The 16,221-nt window shown below is 60.3% G+C and carries 15 protein-coding genes and 1 pseudogene; 12 read left to right on the top strand and 4 right to left on the bottom strand.

What is annotated here, in order from left to right; translation table 11 throughout:
- Positions 1-211 precede the first annotated feature (211 nt).
- The 5 genes and pseudogenes from A3M7_RS50740 (at position 212) to A3M7_RS48975 (ending at position 2,228) form a co-directional block, all read left to right on the top strand.
- Complete coding sequence (locus tag A3M7_RS50740; RefSeq protein ID WP_027547297.1) at positions 212-454, top strand: PRC-barrel domain-containing protein; 243 nt, start codon at positions 212-214, stop codon at positions 452-454.
- A gap of 162 nt (positions 455-616) precedes the next feature.
- Positions 617-853 (top strand): hypothetical protein, encoded by a 237-nt coding sequence (locus A3M7_RS0130320; protein ID WP_027547296.1) that lies wholly within the window; start codon positions 617-619, stop codon positions 851-853.
- Between the two features lie 207 nt (positions 854-1,060).
- Entirely contained in the window at positions 1,061-1,249 is a 189-nt protein-coding gene (locus tag A3M7_RS0130315) for a hypothetical protein (RefSeq protein ID WP_084302654.1), read from the top strand.
- A 266-nt stretch (positions 1,250-1,515) separates the two neighbouring features.
- Positions 1,516-1,821: pseudogene (locus tag A3M7_RS50735) on the top strand (hypothetical protein); the annotation flags it as partial.
- A 56-nt stretch (positions 1,822-1,877) separates the two neighbouring features.
- Entirely contained in the window at positions 1,878-2,228 is a 351-nt protein-coding gene (locus A3M7_RS48975) for a hypothetical protein (RefSeq protein WP_156937014.1), read from the top strand.
- Between the two features lie 308 nt (positions 2,229-2,536).
- Here the strand turns inward: A3M7_RS48975 and A3M7_RS45115 are convergent, their stop codons facing one another.
- Positions 2,537-2,755 carry an AlpA family transcriptional regulator gene (locus A3M7_RS45115; protein ID WP_049823762.1) on the bottom strand — a complete coding sequence of 73 codons (219 nt, stop codon included), beginning with the start codon at positions 2,753-2,755 and terminating at the stop codon, positions 2,537-2,539.
- A gap of 202 nt (positions 2,756-2,957) precedes the next feature.
- Between A3M7_RS45115 and A3M7_RS0130300 the strand changes: the two genes are divergently transcribed.
- The 5 genes from A3M7_RS0130300 to A3M7_RS0130280 all read left to right on the top strand — a co-directional run bounded on the left by A3M7_RS0130300 (position 2,958) and on the right by A3M7_RS0130280 (position 7,794).
- The gene (locus A3M7_RS0130300) at positions 2,958-3,671 is read left to right on the top strand and encodes a hypothetical protein (RefSeq protein WP_156937013.1); all 714 of its coding nucleotides are present in this window, start codon (positions 2,958-2,960) and stop codon (positions 3,669-3,671) included.
- 56 nt (positions 3,672-3,727) lie between these two features.
- Positions 3,728-4,321, top strand: a complete 594-nt coding sequence (locus tag A3M7_RS48970) for a hypothetical protein (protein WP_156937012.1) — start codon at positions 3,728-3,730, stop codon at positions 4,319-4,321.
- Positions 4,322-4,386: 65 nt separating this feature from the next.
- Positions 4,387-5,058, top strand: coding sequence for a hypothetical protein (locus A3M7_RS0130290; protein WP_027547292.1), 672 nt, complete (start codon positions 4,387-4,389; stop codon positions 5,056-5,058).
- Positions 5,059-5,123: 65 nt separating this feature from the next.
- On the top strand, positions 5,124-7,178 hold the full coding sequence (locus A3M7_RS0130285) for an AAA family ATPase (RefSeq protein ID WP_027547291.1): 2,055 nt from the start codon (positions 5,124-5,126) through the stop codon (positions 7,176-7,178).
- A gap of 274 nt (positions 7,179-7,452) precedes the next feature.
- Positions 7,453-7,794: a hypothetical protein gene (locus A3M7_RS0130280; RefSeq protein ID WP_156937011.1), complete on the top strand. Its 342-nt coding sequence runs from the start codon at positions 7,453-7,455 to the stop codon at positions 7,792-7,794.
- Between the two features lie 147 nt (positions 7,795-7,941).
- On the opposite strand, the gene A3M7_RS45110 is transcribed toward A3M7_RS0130280, so the two are convergent.
- The gene (locus A3M7_RS45110; protein WP_084302653.1) at positions 7,942-8,655 is read right to left on the bottom strand and encodes a recombinase family protein; all 714 of its coding nucleotides are present in this window, start codon (positions 8,653-8,655) and stop codon (positions 7,942-7,944) included.
- 586 nt (positions 8,656-9,241) lie between these two features.
- Here A3M7_RS45110 and A3M7_RS0130265 point away from each other — a divergent pair.
- Positions 9,242-9,838 (top strand): hypothetical protein, encoded by a 597-nt coding sequence (locus A3M7_RS0130265; RefSeq protein WP_027547289.1) that lies wholly within the window; start codon positions 9,242-9,244, stop codon positions 9,836-9,838.
- Between the two features lie 292 nt (positions 9,839-10,130).
- Here A3M7_RS0130265 and A3M7_RS45105 read toward each other — a convergent pair whose 3' ends face one another.
- Positions 10,131-10,670, bottom strand: coding sequence for an amidohydrolase family protein (locus tag A3M7_RS45105; RefSeq protein ID WP_256374898.1), 540 nt, complete (start codon positions 10,668-10,670; stop codon positions 10,131-10,133).
- A gap of 846 nt (positions 10,671-11,516) precedes the next feature.
- Between A3M7_RS45105 and A3M7_RS0130255 the strand changes: the two genes are divergently transcribed.
- Positions 11,517-14,732 carry an adenylate/guanylate cyclase domain-containing protein gene (locus A3M7_RS0130255; RefSeq protein WP_027547288.1) on the top strand — a complete coding sequence of 1,072 codons (3,216 nt, stop codon included), beginning with the start codon at positions 11,517-11,519 and terminating at the stop codon, positions 14,730-14,732.
- Between the two features lie 461 nt (positions 14,733-15,193).
- Here A3M7_RS0130255 and A3M7_RS50730 read toward each other — a convergent pair whose 3' ends face one another.
- Positions 15,194-15,394 carry a hypothetical protein gene (locus A3M7_RS50730; protein WP_027547287.1) on the bottom strand — a complete coding sequence of 67 codons (201 nt, stop codon included), beginning with the start codon at positions 15,392-15,394 and terminating at the stop codon, positions 15,194-15,196.
- Positions 15,395-16,221: the final 827 nt, after the last annotated feature.

The raw sequence follows: 16,221 nt of genomic DNA, 5'->3' as shown, positions 1-16,221 counted from the left end.
GTTGGTACAAGCGGCGTGGCGCGTGCCGACGCTAATCAACTCCGGGCGAAGTCTATGATGTGGCAAGCATGAATATGATCGAACTGGATCGCGAACCGAAAGACGCGGTTTGGTTCCTGCTCGAACGCGGGCGCAGGGGCGTGAGCTGGTGCGCGTCCGTCACCAGCGCTCGCCTTTAGCCAAACCTCGGTCAGCCAACCAGCCGTCCACCATGCCAACCGCTAAAGCGAGAGCCTGTGCGATCCTTGTCGAATTCGAAAAGGCTCAAACCGAGCTTGTTGGCAAAGCCGTGGTTCTGACTAATGGAAGGGCTGGGACGGTGGACAGGCTTTGGCTCGATGAACTCCACGGTCTCCGAATTTCTATCGGAAGCCATGATGGCAAGTGGCCGGTCGCCACAATAAAATTTGCGGAGATGGAGATGGAGGGTGGCCCTGGGCGGGACGCGCAATAGTCGTAATGCGGCGCAGGCGAGACAGCTAATGGGTCATTCGTGCCGGCTTGAGATTGTGCCCGTCGTGACCAGCCACGCGGGTTTGATTGGACATCGCGCACTCCGTGGCCGTTGATGTGATCCTTGATGGTACGCCGTTCGCATGACTGGGAATATCGCACCATGCGGAACTGGATGATGCTAGGGCTAGAAAGCAATCGCGTGATCGGGCTGCGGATCGCGAAGTTGATGCGCGGCGGCAAAGCGGCCCAACGTGAATCCCAGCGCATGGTGAGTGGAAAAGTGCTGGCGGCGGCGAAGGCCGGTACAAGCCTGATGGCTGGCGCATCCGGAGACAAGATTGCTGAGCAATACCGAAGGAAGGTCGCGGCAAACGCCAAACGGCGCAAACGCAAGTAGAGCTGTCCCTTCGGCTGACCACCTACGGGGCTCACTTGCTCCGCTGCTTGGGCGCTCACTTGTGTGCAGATGGTGCACAACGGGCCGCGCGGAACCTCAATTCGAAATCCGTGAACTTCGTGCATTGGAACGCTGGGCCAGGGCAGGAGATTAGATAAATTGCGCAGCGTAGCGGCTGCGAGGGGGGCGCTGCATCGGAGGCAGCGCATGAAAGTCATCGTCGACGAAGACGGCGAGATCATCGCCATAGCAACGGATGACCATACCCTAATCGGCGGCCACCATCGCCTCGCGGTGGCGGGCAGTATGGGTAAAAACTTGTTCTGGCGAGATACCGGCAAGCCTGTGAAGCTTGATCTCTTCTTCAAGCATCATGAAAGTTTCCACTCGACATAAAGCCTGAGCCGTTTGCCCCCAGGTGTCATGCACATCGCTGTGCCCGCCGTCGCGGTTGCGTTTACAGCGCGCGACCTCAAGCGACAGCACTCGGGCGTGCTGGACCTACCAACTCGCCTTAAACTTAAAATCCCGCAAGTATCGGGATTTGCTGCCTTTAGGTCCGTTACTTGCTCCGCTGCTTGCGACCGGCGATTGTGTGCTGATCGTTGGCCCAGTCCGGTGGTTGGCGCGCAGCAGAGCAGGCTAGCGGACGCGCGAAGTAAGCCGACCGGCTCGCCTGTGAGGCGTAGCACACGCGCCCGCTCGGCTACAAAGGGCCGGCGCAGCCATCGCCGATAATGGGCGGCGCGCTCAATGCCGTTACGGCTGCCTCGAAGCGCCCCCCAACTAGACTGTCGCTCTCGACATGAAGGTCGACGCCGAGCCACGAGCTGGAGCGCCACATGCGCTGTAAGGACTGCTCGCAGGTGCGCGGCTATCCGTACAAGCACAGCCATCTGGTCGCGCTGCGGAGGACGAAGATTTCGACGAGCCATCTGCCGTCAACGTGGCGGCCCGGAGAGCGGTAAAGCCCCTTCGGAACTATCGGGCGCGCAACTCGCTTATCCGTGTAGAGGACCGCTCTATGAACCACATCGCCGTTATCTTGATCTTGCTCGTTGGCGGCTCTTCGCTCGCCTCGGCTCAGAGTGCGGGTGGAGCCAGTAGCGGCGGCTCGGCGGCGAGTGGTACTGCGGCCACCGGCTCTAAGGGTTATGCGGGCAGCACCTTATCAACCGGGCATACCATAAGCGGCACTGCTGGCTCCTCCGGACCCAACTTGGGCAACGCGCTCAGCCACGCAGCGACCGGTGACGTGGATGCTTCCTCCATTAGTCCGGCGCCGACCTCCCACGACAACGCAGTGGATACGCCCGCCGCCGAACGCGCCATAAAGAACTTGGGCAATACTGATATTGGCATTCTCAAGAAGTAGACCATGCCATAGGCGGGCCCGGTCCCGGCGTTTGCGGCTATTCTCCGTAGCTTCTCCGCTGCTACCGCGAACCAAGCCGCGATCAGCTCGCCCTTCCGCGTAGCCAATCGGTATGTCGGCAATCTGGCGCCGATGCCGGGCGTCTTTCTCGACTATCCGGCCCCCGGTGATTCAGAATACCGAGACCAGCACCGTGATAGTGGCGACGGGCATGCCGCCGCCACCGAGCACAGGCCGCCGATCACGAACATCCGCACATCGTCGCGGCAGTGCGCGGCTGGCTCAAGCCGGAGAACCGGCGGATCCTGCTAGTCTAGTCGCTCCTGCCGACGCCGTCCTTTGCCGCGTGCCCGATGCGGATCAAATTCATCAACCGCGTTCTGCCAAGCAATGATCTCGTCCTCGAACCAGACGCGCCGGTTCGGGCTGATGTAGGTCGATTTGGGGAAGCGGCCGGATTTCTCCATGCGGTACAAGGTGGTGCGGCTGACGGGGATGATCCCCAGCACCTGCTGCTCGTTGAGCATGCGTCGAGGTCGTGACTCTCGTGCACCGTTCTCCGCCTCAGCCTCCTCCCGATTCGCTGTGGGCATTACAAAGTCCTACCGATTGGACCGCCGTGTAGACGCCTTGGTGTTTCAGCTAGTTTTTGCCGTAATGTCGGGGTGGAGTACAGGTAAAGCGGCGAGTCGTTTTTGATGCGCCGCTTTAGGACCGCGCCGCACCAAAATGGCCGAAGCCAAACAACCACCTCGGAAGCACTTCGCCGAGCATTGCCCCCTGGTGATGCAACGGGCTGGACTGACCAAGAGTGATGATCGTGCGAGAGAGTTTGGTGCTGCTCTCTTCACGATCTTCAATTCTTACTGGGACGCGCGCAACAATCAGGCCACCATCGCCGGCCTCCAGAAGGTCATAGACCAGTATGCGAAAGGCCAGGCGATGGTGCTCGAGGCGCTACGGTCGCTCGACCCCATTTACAGCGAGATAGAGTTTGCGGCGCGACTCCCGGATGTACCTGCAACGCAGCGCGAAGACGAAATCGCGAGGTATCTCTCTATACGCGGGCTGGTTGATCGTCGCAGGTCGGACGGAGGGGCATCGATCCGCGATCTCGACTCCATGTTGGCCCGGCGGGATCGCGGAATTCATTTTTTAAGGAAAAATCCCGCTATTCTCGCGCGTCTGCTTAGACGGCAACCCGGCGATTACAGGAAAGACCCAGAAACTGCGCTGGTCGTTGAACCGGCTCTCGATTTGCTGGATAAAATTGGCTTCACTCCATCGCGCAAGCGGACGCGCAGGGCATTTTTTGACGCGCTGTTCGACCTCGTCGGAATTGATCAGAAGCAGCGGCCCACTCACCAAAGCATCGAAGTGATCGCAAGCAATCGTGGTGCGGTCCTAAAGCGGCATCCGAAACAACGATCCCGCTTTAGCTAAAGCGGCGGCTCGAAGCCGGCTGACCGCTTTAGCTTTCAGAAATCACAAGAAGGTTCATGATGATCGAACGCAAAATGCCCGGCGGCGAGCCAGGCATTTCGCTCATCAGTTTTGTTGCAGTCTCTCCGCGCCGCACCACCAGCACGAACAGGGCTTATTTTATGCCTGACCGACCTTATCCGCAAGAGCGGCGTTCGGCGGAGGCCGGCACCATCATTGCGACCAATCTCAAAATCGACGCGCCCACGCTGATCACACTTGAATCTGCGACGGAATGGCGGCGTACGCGGAAGGCCGAGCGCCCCTCGAACCCGTCGAGTTGCCTGACCACGGAGACGAAAAGCCGGCCACGCGATTCTCTGGAGGGATCGACGTGGGCGTCGGGTTATCCAGGAGGTCTGAACACCGAGCGCTCCCGAAAGGCTCAGTTGGTTTCTCAACTGCCAGTCTTCTTATGGCGGGCATCTCCTCGAACCCGAGCCCGGCGAGATCGAAGTGATCCACAGCCGCTGGCGAGTGAAGATCGTCTACGCGCCATTCCGGAAGCCGCTCGGCATCGCAGTGCCGGAGATCGCCACCAGCGCGAAATGACAAACGTGCGCCTGCTGCCGTGCCATCCGCGCGCCGGTGCGGCTTCACCTCAACCGTGACGCCGTCCGCGGTCGTTTTTCCTTGGCGGCACCGTGCACACTGGAAACAGACGAAAGGAAAGGACATGACAAAGGAAGTAACCAGGCAAGCCACTGACCTCTACGAAAAATACGCCAGCGAGGCCGTCGCCAGCGGCGGGCCGCGCATGAAATTCGTCAAGGGCAAATTCAAGATCGGGGACGAGCCGGTCGCTTCCGACACTGAATTTATCGTGCTGATGGCGGACATCGCCCAGGCCTGGACGCGCTTCGAGGGCGGCAAGGCTACCAACGAGCTTTTGTACAGGCTGGCCGATGGTTTCGAACCGCACAAGCGCGAGGAGCTCGGCGATCCGCAAGAAACTTGGCCTTTTGACAACGGACGGCCGAAGGACCCTTGGTCACTTCAGTGGAAGCTGCCAATGCAGAATGTCAAAACGGGAGATGCAGCGATCTTTACAACCGATACGGTCGGAGGTTCGCAGGCGGTGAAAGCGCTGATCAAGGAATATCACCGGCGGCGGAATACTGGCTCGCTACCGATCATCGCATTGAAGAGCCGGAGTTATAGCAACGAGTGGGGCGTTCAGCATGTGCCCGTGTTTCACATTGTCAGATGGACGACGCCGACATCGGAATTGCCGCCGACGGCTCCTGCTACCGATGTCAACGCGAGCGCCGTGAAGTCGATCTCTGACAAGCCGGCAACCGACGCGGACGACCCCAAAAACGAGATGGGCGACGACATCCCGTTCTAAAGCGGCAGCGCGACGGCCCCTGCCAAGGCCGCCGCGCTTTTTTCTTTCACGAGAAGCGAACGTCGATGAACATCAGCTTGCAGCAACTGGCGCAGGCCCTCGGCGGGGAAATTGTCAACGGACAGGTGCTGGCGCCGGGACCGCGGCACAACTCGAAGGATCGCAGCTTGTCAGTGCGGCTTTCCAGCACCGCCCCTGACGGTTTCGTCACGCACAGCTTTGCCGGCGACGATGAGATCGAATGCCGCGACCATGTCCGCGTCAGGACCGGCATGCCGGCGTTCAATCCCGTCCGCAAAGACAATCGCGGGGCTGGCGGCAAGGCGACCCACGCCGCGAAGGACTACAAGCGCAGTCCGGAAATGGAAGCATTGCTCGCGGCTAACGCCGCCGCGATCGCGCAACGTCAGGGCGAACAGACTTCTCGCGGCCGGGTTACGCATGTTTACGACTATACCGATCGTGACGGCACATTGGTATTCCAGGTGCTGCGCCACGAGTCAAAGTCTTTTACGCAGCGGCGGCCGGATCCTGATCGCCCCGGCGATTGGATTTATAAATTGGATGGCATCGAGCGGGTGCCGTACCGGCTGCCCGACGTGCTGCAGTTTCCCAACGCCACGCTTTTTGTCACCGAGGGCGAAAAGGACGCCGACAACTGCGCTGCCCTCGGCCTGTGCGCGACGACGGCGGCCGGCAGCAAATGGACAGACAGCTGCGTCCGCGCGCTCACAGGCCGCGAAAGGCCGTTTGCCAACGGGGACGACCGTTTTGGCGCACGCGACATCGTCATCCTGCAAGACAACGACGCGCCCGGCGCCAGGAAGGCGCTCGCCGCGGCGCAGGCGCTGCACGGCTACGCCAAAACTATCCGGATTGTCTTACTGCCCGGATTGCCGGCCGATGGCGGCGATTTGACTGACTGGCTGGAGGATACCAGCGCCGTACCGCGGCATGATCGAGATTTGCTAATCGAGCTTTGTCTGCAATTTCCGCCGTGGGCACCAGGTTCGGCCGGGGAAACGGTCGGGGACACTGCCGACGATGGCGTCGCAGAGGCCAACCGGCATTCTAAAAACCTGCTGTCTTATCCTGAAATGGTGCAGTTACCTAAGCCGGTCTGGCGCGTGGAGAATGTCCTACCCGACGGCGACACCGCCGTGCTATTCGGGGAGAGCAACAGCTTCAAGTCCTTTCTCGCGGTCGACCTGGCTTGCTCGGTGGCGTGCGGCATCGAATGGCACGGTCATCGCGTCATGCCAGGCCGGGTGATCTATGTTGCGAGCGAGAGCGCCTACGGCATTGGCTCGAAACGCATCCCGGCGTGGATGGCACACCGCGAAATTCCGCCAGAACAGCGTCGCGACATTTTCTTGCGGGTGTCGCCGCCGCTGCTGGACGATCAGCCGAGCCTCGCTACATTCGAGAATGACATCGCCTCGGTGCAGCCGGTCGCTTTGATCATCTACGACGTTCTCGCCGGCACCATGAAGGGCTCGGAGAAGGACACCGACGTCCTCGCCGCCTGGGTGAGGGTCGTGAACGACATCAGTGCGAGGCTGAAATGCACCCAATTATTTGTGACGCATAGCCCCTACAGCGAACCCGGCCGAATACGAGGTGGGACCCATTTATGGGGCTCATTCGCGACAAGGCTAAAGGCCGAAGGCGACCGCGGCAAACGCACCACCATCCTCTCCGTCGAGCGGCACAAGGATCACGATAGCAACGGCCTGCGATGGGGCTTCAAGATGGAAATCGCCAACATCGATGAACTTGCGGGCGAAACGTCGCTTGTGGCGACCATGGATGCTGCCGTCGGTGCCAAGGGCGTGAAGCTGACTGGCGCCGCTAAAGACGCCCTGCATGCCTTCAAATATGCGCTCGCCGAGGGTGCGTGTAGCAAGGTTCCGGACAACGAACACATACCGCCATCGGCCGACCTTTTACCGGACAATCTGTGGCGACTGTACTTCGACAAATTGACGCCGGCCGAAGGCACCGCCGACACAAAGCGAAAGCAGTTTGGACGCGGCGTTAAGCGCTTGTTCGAAATGAAACTTGTTGCGAAATGGGGTGAGCAATGGTGGCTGACCGACGCCGGCAAGGCGATCCTGTGAGCAGCTGGACATGCCGGACAAAAACCGGACAAAAACCGGACAAGGACCAGTGCCGGACCGTGGCAAAGCACGAAGTAGGGACACCGGACGGACAGGACATTTCTATAGGAAATGTCCGTGTCCGGCCTGTCCCGCGCCGGTTTTCATGGCTCGAATAAAGGAAGTGGGTTTGCTTCTCTCGTCATCGATAGTCAGTGGCGATGCGCAGTCACACGCACAATTCCACATTCAAACATGACACGAACGGCGCTAGAATTGAGCGCTGCGAACGCCCATGGAAGCGAGCCAATCGTGCACTTTCCTTCCCCCAATGAACTGGTCGGATGGCGTTGACCCAGAAACCAAAAACCGAGGTCCTATCCCCCGCAATGCGATGGCATTGGACACGCTCGCGGGGGTGCGGGGAGAGATGGCAAGGCTCTATCGGTTGGGATTAAACGGAAAAATCCGGTCCGACGAAATGACGCGGTTCGTTTATGTTCTGAAAGAGGTCCGCGCGTGCCTTGAGGCCGAAATGCTGACCGACGTGCAGCAGAGGCTGGACGTACTGTCGCGCGCTATGGAGAACGTCAATGGTCACCGTATCATCCATCCACCGACTTTCACACGCAGTTGACGTGATCGAGAACCAGAACCAGCAGGGCCGTCCGTTCAAGGTCGTGCAGGTCAGTCGTGGCTATCATCAGGATCCGGATGCGGCGTTGGATTGCCATTACGCCGCTCATCCTGAGGATCGAGGCGCGGATGTCGTGATCTTCAGGTTTTACGATGATGTGGGAGCGGCCGACGATGATTGCGGGCCGCCGAGCGGGCCGACGTGCGGGACATCCTGAAGCCCACGAGCCAAGACGTTTCTGACACTGGTCGCGTACCAGGCGCCGCCACGGGGGCCTGCTACCCCTTGAGCGTTCAAGCGATCAGCAATGTCGCGTAACGACGTCGCTCCGGTGCGCTTGATCTGCTCAATCAGCGGCCTTACCTCGACGGCGCGAGCATTGGCGGCTTCCCGGATCTGCCGGATGGCTTGCTCTCGGGCGTCCCGAAGGCCGGGGTTACCCAGCTTGACGCCGCGTACCTTCGCCGCAGCGAGCGCAGCGCGTGTACGAGCTCCAATCAGCGTGCGCTCCTTTTCCGCGAGTGCGGCAAAGAGGTGCAGCACAAACGGATCGACATCAGCCCCGAGCTCGGCGACCAGGAACGGCACTCGATGCACCATCAGCCCGCTGATGAAGTGCACATCCCGGCTGAGGCGATCGAGCTTGGCCACGCCGAGGTGACATTTGTGCTTCTTCGCGTGCGCCAGTGCGGCTCTGAGCTGCGGCCGACGCTCAATGGCGTCGTGGCCTTTACCAGAGTCAATCTCGACAAACTCATGAACGATGTGGAAGTGCTCGGTCTGGGCAAAGTGGACCAACGCCGCGCGTTGCGCTTCAAGACCGAGGCCCGAACGACCTTGTTTCGAGGTCGAGACACGCATGTAGGTCACAAGGGTACGCTCGGGAGTCACGGGATACCTCTATAAAAAGCCGATATATTTGGCTATACCACCGTTTAGATTGTGTACGATCAGCGTTTTCGGAATCGCAGCGATTCATTTTTGCTGTGTCGGGCCGCGTCGGTGGGCAGAGCTATGCTTGGTCACAAGTGGCAAGTCGTTTGGTGGTTCGTTGCCGCTGGATGTTGCTGCGGCGTCCGATCCTGATTGGGTACCTCTCGCCCGCGCTTCACTGTGCAGGCGTGCCGCAGGCGTACGAGGGCCGCCTAGAGGCTCCGGGCCTCGAGGTGCATCATGACGCCCGAACGACATACGCCAGCACACAGCGGCTCCGTCAGCCTTTGCAGCGGACATCCGTCAACGAGGGGGGTGGGGTTACCGGGGGTGGTCTTCCGGGGTTCGGTACCGACCAGGTACCGGTACCAGTGACTCGAGCAAGTCTTCGATAACATTCTCGACGTTCGAAAGCCAAACGCGTGGTCAAGCCGGATCGGAGGTGAGTCAATTTGACTCGCTAGTGAAACCTGCCCGGCGACGCTAATATTCTTTGACCCGCGCGGAGGTGTGCATGACCGATGCCTCATACAATCTGAACGGCGGTTTCAAGCCCACAACGAAGAGGTTCGCTGACCGGAGCGGGCCGGACTTTTTCCCGACCCCGCCATGGGCAACGTTCGCTCTGATCGACAACGAAAAGTTCAGCGGTGAAATCTGGGAGAGCGCATGCGGCGACGGGACTATGTCCCGTGTCCTTGAGCAAACCGGCCAGCCCGTTCGCAGCTCTGACTTGTACGATCGCGGCTACGGCGAGGTTGGCTACGATTTCCTGGCGCCACAATGGTCGGCCAACAACATCGTCACCAACCCGCCGTACAATTGCGCAGAAGGATTTGTTGCGAGCGGCATCAAACATTCAAGGCGCAAGTTCGCGTTGCTTTTGCGTCTGGCTTTCTTGGAGGGAGCGAACCGAGCAAATACGATCTTCACCAAGACGCCGCCCGCCCGCGTGTGGGTGTTCAGCGAGCGGATCACCTTCTATCCGAGCGGCATCGAGCCAAGGGGCAGCGGGACGACAGCTTATGCTTGGTTTGTGTGGGACAAAGAGGCGCCGAGCCAAACCGAATTGAAGTGGTTCAAGCCGGGCTACAAAGCGAAATTCGGATGAGCTATTGGCTCGTAGCGCGAGACCGCCCCGCTTTGCGACAATTGGGAGCGCTTCGGCCGGGCTGGTAGATAGGGCCCTGTCAGGTCCGCCTTTGAGAGTGAAGCGGAAATCGCAGCCGAGGGTGATGAGCGACAGCTTGTGACCCATCTCGGACATCGACCTCACGCCCGGCCCCTCCCTACGTGCTATAGTTTGGGTGGTAAGTGCCGACCAGAAGCAGACTTACTGTGCTGGAGCGACCTGCTTATCCCAGTTTCGAACCGAGCTTCAGGAAAACCGGCCGCCACAACGCTCATGTGAGGTTCGCCTTCTCCCAGGCACGCGTATCCTTCTTAGCCTGATCGAACAGCCGATCGTGGTTCTCAAGGCGGACCATCCGGCTGGCCTCCGGGGTCAGAAGCTTCCAGATCGGATCGTATTTGTGGAATACGTCGGTCATCTGCTCGGACTTTGCCGGCGCGACGCAGTCCGTGCCGAACAGGAAACGATGCGGATGATCGTTGATCGCCGTTGCGACGCGCTTCATGCTCTCCGGAGATTCAACCGCGTATTTAGCCGTTTCGTCCCAGGAGATGTCGAAGTAGACGTGATCGAGCTTGGGCTCCTTGAGGGCACGCACGATCAGTTCCGCTTGGCCCTCAATAGGCTTGACGACGCGCCCCAGGCCGATATGGGCCCAGATGATTTTTGTCTTTGGATGACGCTCGAATAATTCCCTTGTCTGCCGGGCGAGAAAAGCCGGCTGGCCGGCCTTGGGGAATGGTTTGTCGATGTCGGTATGAATCATAGCGACCATGCCGACCTCGCCAGCGAGATCCAGGATGCGGCCCAGGGCGGGGTTACCAAGCGTTGCCTTGTCGCCTGCGATCTACACGAACACCGCCTAGAAGCGCTGGAGTACGTGTGGGCGATACAGCCGCAGGCCCATCGATGGATGGTCAGACCGACGTACGCATGCGCTCAATGGCTCTGGCGGTCGTCGCGGTGGACAGCTGTCGCTGAAGGGGGGGGTGGGTGACCCCGGGGGCGCTAGCCGGGATCGAAAGCGACGAGGTACCGGAACCGGTTACACAGGCAAATCTTCGAGAGCGGCGGTGAGCAATGAAAGCTCCCTCGCGAAGACGGAGCTGGCGAGATAGGGCCTGGACTCGTTAGCGCGAAGCCAGATTGCTTCCGCTTTCGGCGGCATATCGGACTTGGCCGGACGTGCTACTGGCTCGACCCGGTCGCGAATGACCCGAGCCGAGATCGGCGAGCACAAGGTCGTGCGCTATTTGGTCGGTCCTCCCGGTGGTCAAATGAGGACATTAGATGGTGGACGTTTGCGTTTTGGGCCCATCGAAAAGCTTTCTTCAGGAATCGCTTGTGAGGGATCCGCACCCGCGCACGCAACAAGGCGGCGATGACGTCGTGTTCGATTTCTCCAAACGGGTACGGCACGCCGTCACGTCGGATGACGTTGGGGACGCTTGCGGCCATGGACCCGTCCTAAAGTGCGGCTGGATGGCCTGCCATTTCAAGAGTTTGACGCAGAATGCGCTGTACGACTGCGAGCACATGGTATTCAATCCCTGGAACTGTCTGCCTGGGCACTGGCCGCTCGGCAGCGTCAACTGGATGCGGCTCGCCGTCTATCTTGCCTCACGGCAGGTACGGCGGAAAGTGAACTTGGTGGGTCATGAGCAGCGAGCCGAAGCCCGATCGTTTGGGCGGACTTCAGCGGACACAGGGGCCGCCGAATGTCGAGAATGAGGCTCCGCATGCCGAACGCCGCCAGCTCACCGTGACATTTATCGACATCGTCGGTTCGACACCCCTGAGCGAGCGGATCGATCCCGAGGAGTTCTTCGCGATTATCAGAACTTACCGCGATATCTGCGATGAGCAGATTCGCCGCTACGGCGGTCATATCGCTAGGATGATTGGTGACGGGTTGCTCGCATTTTTTGGCGTCCCGCAAGCCCATGAAAATGATCCTGAGCGCGCGGTCCGCGCCTCTCTGGCGATTGCCGCGGCGATCAAGGAACACAAGTTTCTGCTGTCGGACGGCAGCTTCGTTCGCCTGGGCGTGCGCATCGGGGTCAACACAGGGGTCGTCGTCGTCGGCAGCGTGCCCGGCGAGCCCCCCGATCGACGGGAAGTGTTCGGCAGTACGGCGCATGTCGCTGCCCGCCTGCAAGGACTCGCGAGTGAGAACGGTATCGTAGTCGGCTCGAGCACTTACGATCTGACCCGCAGAACCTTCAGCTATGCGCCGCTTGGCCGACAAGCTCTCAAGGGCGTGGAGGAGCCGGTCGAGGCTTGGCGTGCAGAGGCGCTTGGGTCAAACGAAAGCAGGTTCGACCGCGCGCGGAGGTCGCCTCTTGCCCCGATGATAAACCGAACCAGCGAAAGTGCGTTACTTGCCGAGATGTGGCAGCAGACTCTCGCCGGCTCGGGGCAAGTTGGCGTCATTTCCGGCGAGCCCGGCATCGGCAAGTCACGTTTGATCCGCCAGTTCCGCAGTTCGCTCGGTGCGTCTCCGCGTGATGTTCTGTCGCTGCAATGTTCGCCGTTCCACATCAACACGCCGCTTGCCCCGGAAATCGAGCGCCTCATACGTGCGACCGGCATCCACGAGACCGACAACGCGGAACTCGCGCTGGCAAAACTGCAATCGCTGTTGGCGAGCGCCGTCACCGATCTCAAGCAGGCGCTTCGTTACTACGGGGCGGTGCTGTCGATCCCCGCATGCGCGGGATACGAGCCCGCGGATTTCGGATCTCCCCTGGAGCGCGAGCGTGCGTTTCAGGTGTTCGTCGACGCTCTTGTCGCCGCCTCGCGCAAGCAGCCGATCCTCGGGATCGTCGAGGACGTCCAGTGGATGGACCCGACCACCATCGAACTGCTGGTACGCGTGATGGCTCGCTGTCCTGGCGAGCGGATCATGGTCCTGATCACGCATCGCGATGATTACAAGGCCGACTGGTTGTCAGGCACGGCAATTAGACGGGTCCCCCTCCAGAAGCTGGCAGCGCATGAATGCGAGCAGATGGTCGCAGCCGTCGCGGGCAGCGATTTCGTGCCGCGCCAGATTACCAGCCAGATCGTGGAAAGGACCGACGGCGTGCCACTCTTTGTCGAGGAGTTCACGCGGGCCGTCGTCGATGCCGGTGCGGTCCCGCTGGCCGCCGAAAGCCCTGTGCCGAAGTTGCCAGAACCCCTGGTGCCGTCAAGTATTCACGATTCCCTGATGGAGCGCCTTGATCGTCTCGGACCTGCCAAGCGCGTCGCCCAGATCGCCTCCGTTTTCGGAAGGCGTTTCGACTATGAAGGCATTTTCAACGTGTTTCCGGATAAGAGCCAAACGCTGCCACAAGCGTTGCGAGCTCTCGAGAGAGCGGGGATCGTGTATCGCAGCAAGGAACCTCAAGGCCAGGTCTTCACGTTCAAACATGCGATGATACAGGAAGTCGCCTACTCCTCGTTGCTCATGGAGGAAAGGCGTGAACTCCATGCGCGCGTGGCATCGTGGCTGCTCCAGGAAGCCTCCATTGAAGAAAGCGGCCAGCCGGCGGTATTAGGCTATCATTATGCGCGCGCAGGCAACATTCCGGAGGCGATCGAGGCCTGGCTCCAGGCTGGCAAATCCGCGCTGCGCAGATCTGCCACCAAGGAAGCCGTGGCTCACCTTCGCGAAGGCCTCTCCCTGACATCCAAGATGCCGGCGTCGCCACGGCGCTTCGAGGCTGAAATCGGACTGCAATCCAATCTGGCGATGGCGTACACGGCCAACGCCGGATGGTCCGACCCGAACGTCTATGGCCCCTACAGTCGTGCACTCGAGCTTTGCGCGAGCCATGGCACCATTCGCGAGAAGGCGACGGTGCTGTGGGGAAGTACCATAGCCAAGCTGGTCAACTGCGAGCTCACCAAGGGCCTCGAACACGCGGAGGATTTCGTCCGGCGGGCAGAAGAGTGGCGCAACGACGAGGCCGCCCTCATGGCCTACACCGCCGCCGTGATCGCCAATTTCTTCCTCGGTCGTTTGCAGCAGGCGAGTGAGCTCGCGGCTCTGGTCAGCGCTCGCTACAATCCGCGCGAGCACGGCAAGCTGGTCCAGATCTATCAGCATGATCCATTGATTGTATCGCTCGTCTATTCCGGACACATTGAATGGCTGTTGGGCCGGCCCGGCCGGGCCAGAGAGTGCTGCGTGACGGCGCGGCAGCTCGCGAACGAGATCGGACATCCGTTCATGGTGGCTTTTGCCTCCATTCTCGGCGTCGCCGATCACTGGTATGAAGGTGACCTTCTGGAGAACCTTGCCAGCGTGAAGCGCGGTCTGAAGGTCGCTGACGAGTATGGCTATCCGATGTACCGGGTCATCGGTCCATTGTGGGCAACCGCAGCGTTGGCGGCACGAGGCCCCGCGCCGGACGTGCTCGAGCAGCTATGCGGCCTGCTCGATAAGCTGCCCGCCGAGAACCGGTGCATCCAGATGCCGCTCTATCGAATTCTGCTTGCCACGGAATTCGGACGGATCGGGCAGATGGATAGGGCTCGAAACTTCGCTGCCTCGGCTGAGGCCTTGGTGAAGCAAACCGGAGAGCGCTGGGCTGCTCCCGAGATTTACCGGATCCACGGCTCGCTGCTGTGTTGCGATCCATCGCGGGACGACCGGGCCGCCATGCGCTTGTTCAAGCGCTCGCTTGCCTCTGCCAGGAAGCTCGGGGCGGTCGGTTGGGAATTGCGCACGGCGATCAGCATCGCGCGCCTGGTCAGCGCAGGCGAGAGCGCATCCGGACGCGCTGAGGCACGAGACCTGCTAATATCGACTCGGGCGAAATTCGCATCCGCGGAAACTTCCCGCGATCTGCGCGAGGCTGATGATCTGGTGAGAGTGTTGAACTAGTGTTGGCGCCTGAGATCGGATCGTTGGAGCCGGTGATGCGCGGAGCCTGGAGGCCAAGATTCAACCAATCGCAGGACATAGCCTCGAACTTGGCGCCGACGCACAAAGTTAGCCGAATGAAGCGCCGCGCAATTCGAATCGAATTGCAAGGTTCGTCTCCCGATGGTACTCGCGCGCACTGATAAAGTGATCGGCCGAGTGCGTATCTTGTTGCGCTGCATGAGTCCGGATGTGGCCCATCGCGTCCATACCGGCCGTTTGTTTTTTGGTCTGCTTCTTGGGGTCGAGCCGACAATCACGCCGCCGCCCGGTTTTCCTTCTCAGCCTCGCGCATCACGATTTTAAGCACATCATCCTGCAACGGCCGCTGTAACGCTTTGGCCTGATAGCGCGAGGATGGAAACTTGATTTGTCGTGATGCTGTAGAGATGGCGCATGGAGAAGCCGCCGACCTGCTCGACCTAGATCATCCGCTCCTTGCTAGCCCGCAAGCTGCGAACGTAATAGCCCTGTCTCTGAACGGCTGACTTGATCTCCTCGCTGACTTTGAGAACCCTTTTTCTGCTCTTGCGCCACTTATTCTGAGAGCAAATGACGGGTATTGCAGAGCCATTGCTTAGAACAAGCAACTCGCGCTTCCCATTGCGATAGACATCAAACATGTTCCCGCTGTTCGTATGAAGTAAACATGAAATATGCTTTGGCCGTCTCAATGGACGAGACGAGCTTAGTATCTCTCGAGCTTAGTATCTCTAATGGCTATGCGGGTTGTAAATCTGCAACGCCCGCGACTTTTGCTTCACCGCGTTCCGGATTTGGAACGCCTGATGCAAGCCCGGACCTTTCGCCAAACTGGGGCGAGCCTGGTGCAGTTATCTTCAGCGATGCCGTGAACGGCGCGAGGCATCGGCTCTCTCACTTGAGCCAGCTGCGCCAGTGCGGCGATGTTGCGAACATTGGTGACCGGCGGGCCGCCAGCGCGCGGCGGTGGTGTGGCTGCGCTGGTTCCACGCCTCGCACGCCAGCCGGTCGGCCTTCTTGCGCGCTTCCGCAGCCGTTTCCGCCGCCGCCCGGATCGACGCGCCGTAGATGCTCTCGCGTGACTTGCTGCCCATGGTGGGAGGATCGCCGGGCCGTGCGGGACAGGCAAGCCGCTACAGCTTGCGGTGGACAACCTGGCGGACACAACGGAGGCGGCGGATGGCGCGCTTGATGTCCGCTTGTCTCCCAGCAGCGGCGTGAAAGCAGACATGCCGGGAGGTCTGAGAAGGGCCGATTTTGTTGCAAAAGTCGGCTGTGTGCGATGGATCGTTCGGCATTTTCACTTGGGGCGACGGGGTTTGGTCCCGCGCCCCCGCGCTCTCTACGCAACTTTTACGCTACGCAATACACAGAGCCTGAGCGGGTGGCGGTCGCGCAACCAGCGATGCGAGCCTCCTTAGGTTCTGAGCGGTGGCGGCCAGAACGAACTCGTCCTGAGCGCCTCGTG

Source organism: Bradyrhizobium sp. WSM2254 (assembly GCF_000472645.1).
Classification (GTDB): Bacteria; Pseudomonadota; Alphaproteobacteria; order Rhizobiales; family Xanthobacteraceae; genus Bradyrhizobium; species Bradyrhizobium niftali.
This window is presented reverse-complemented; position numbering and strand designations above follow the sequence as displayed.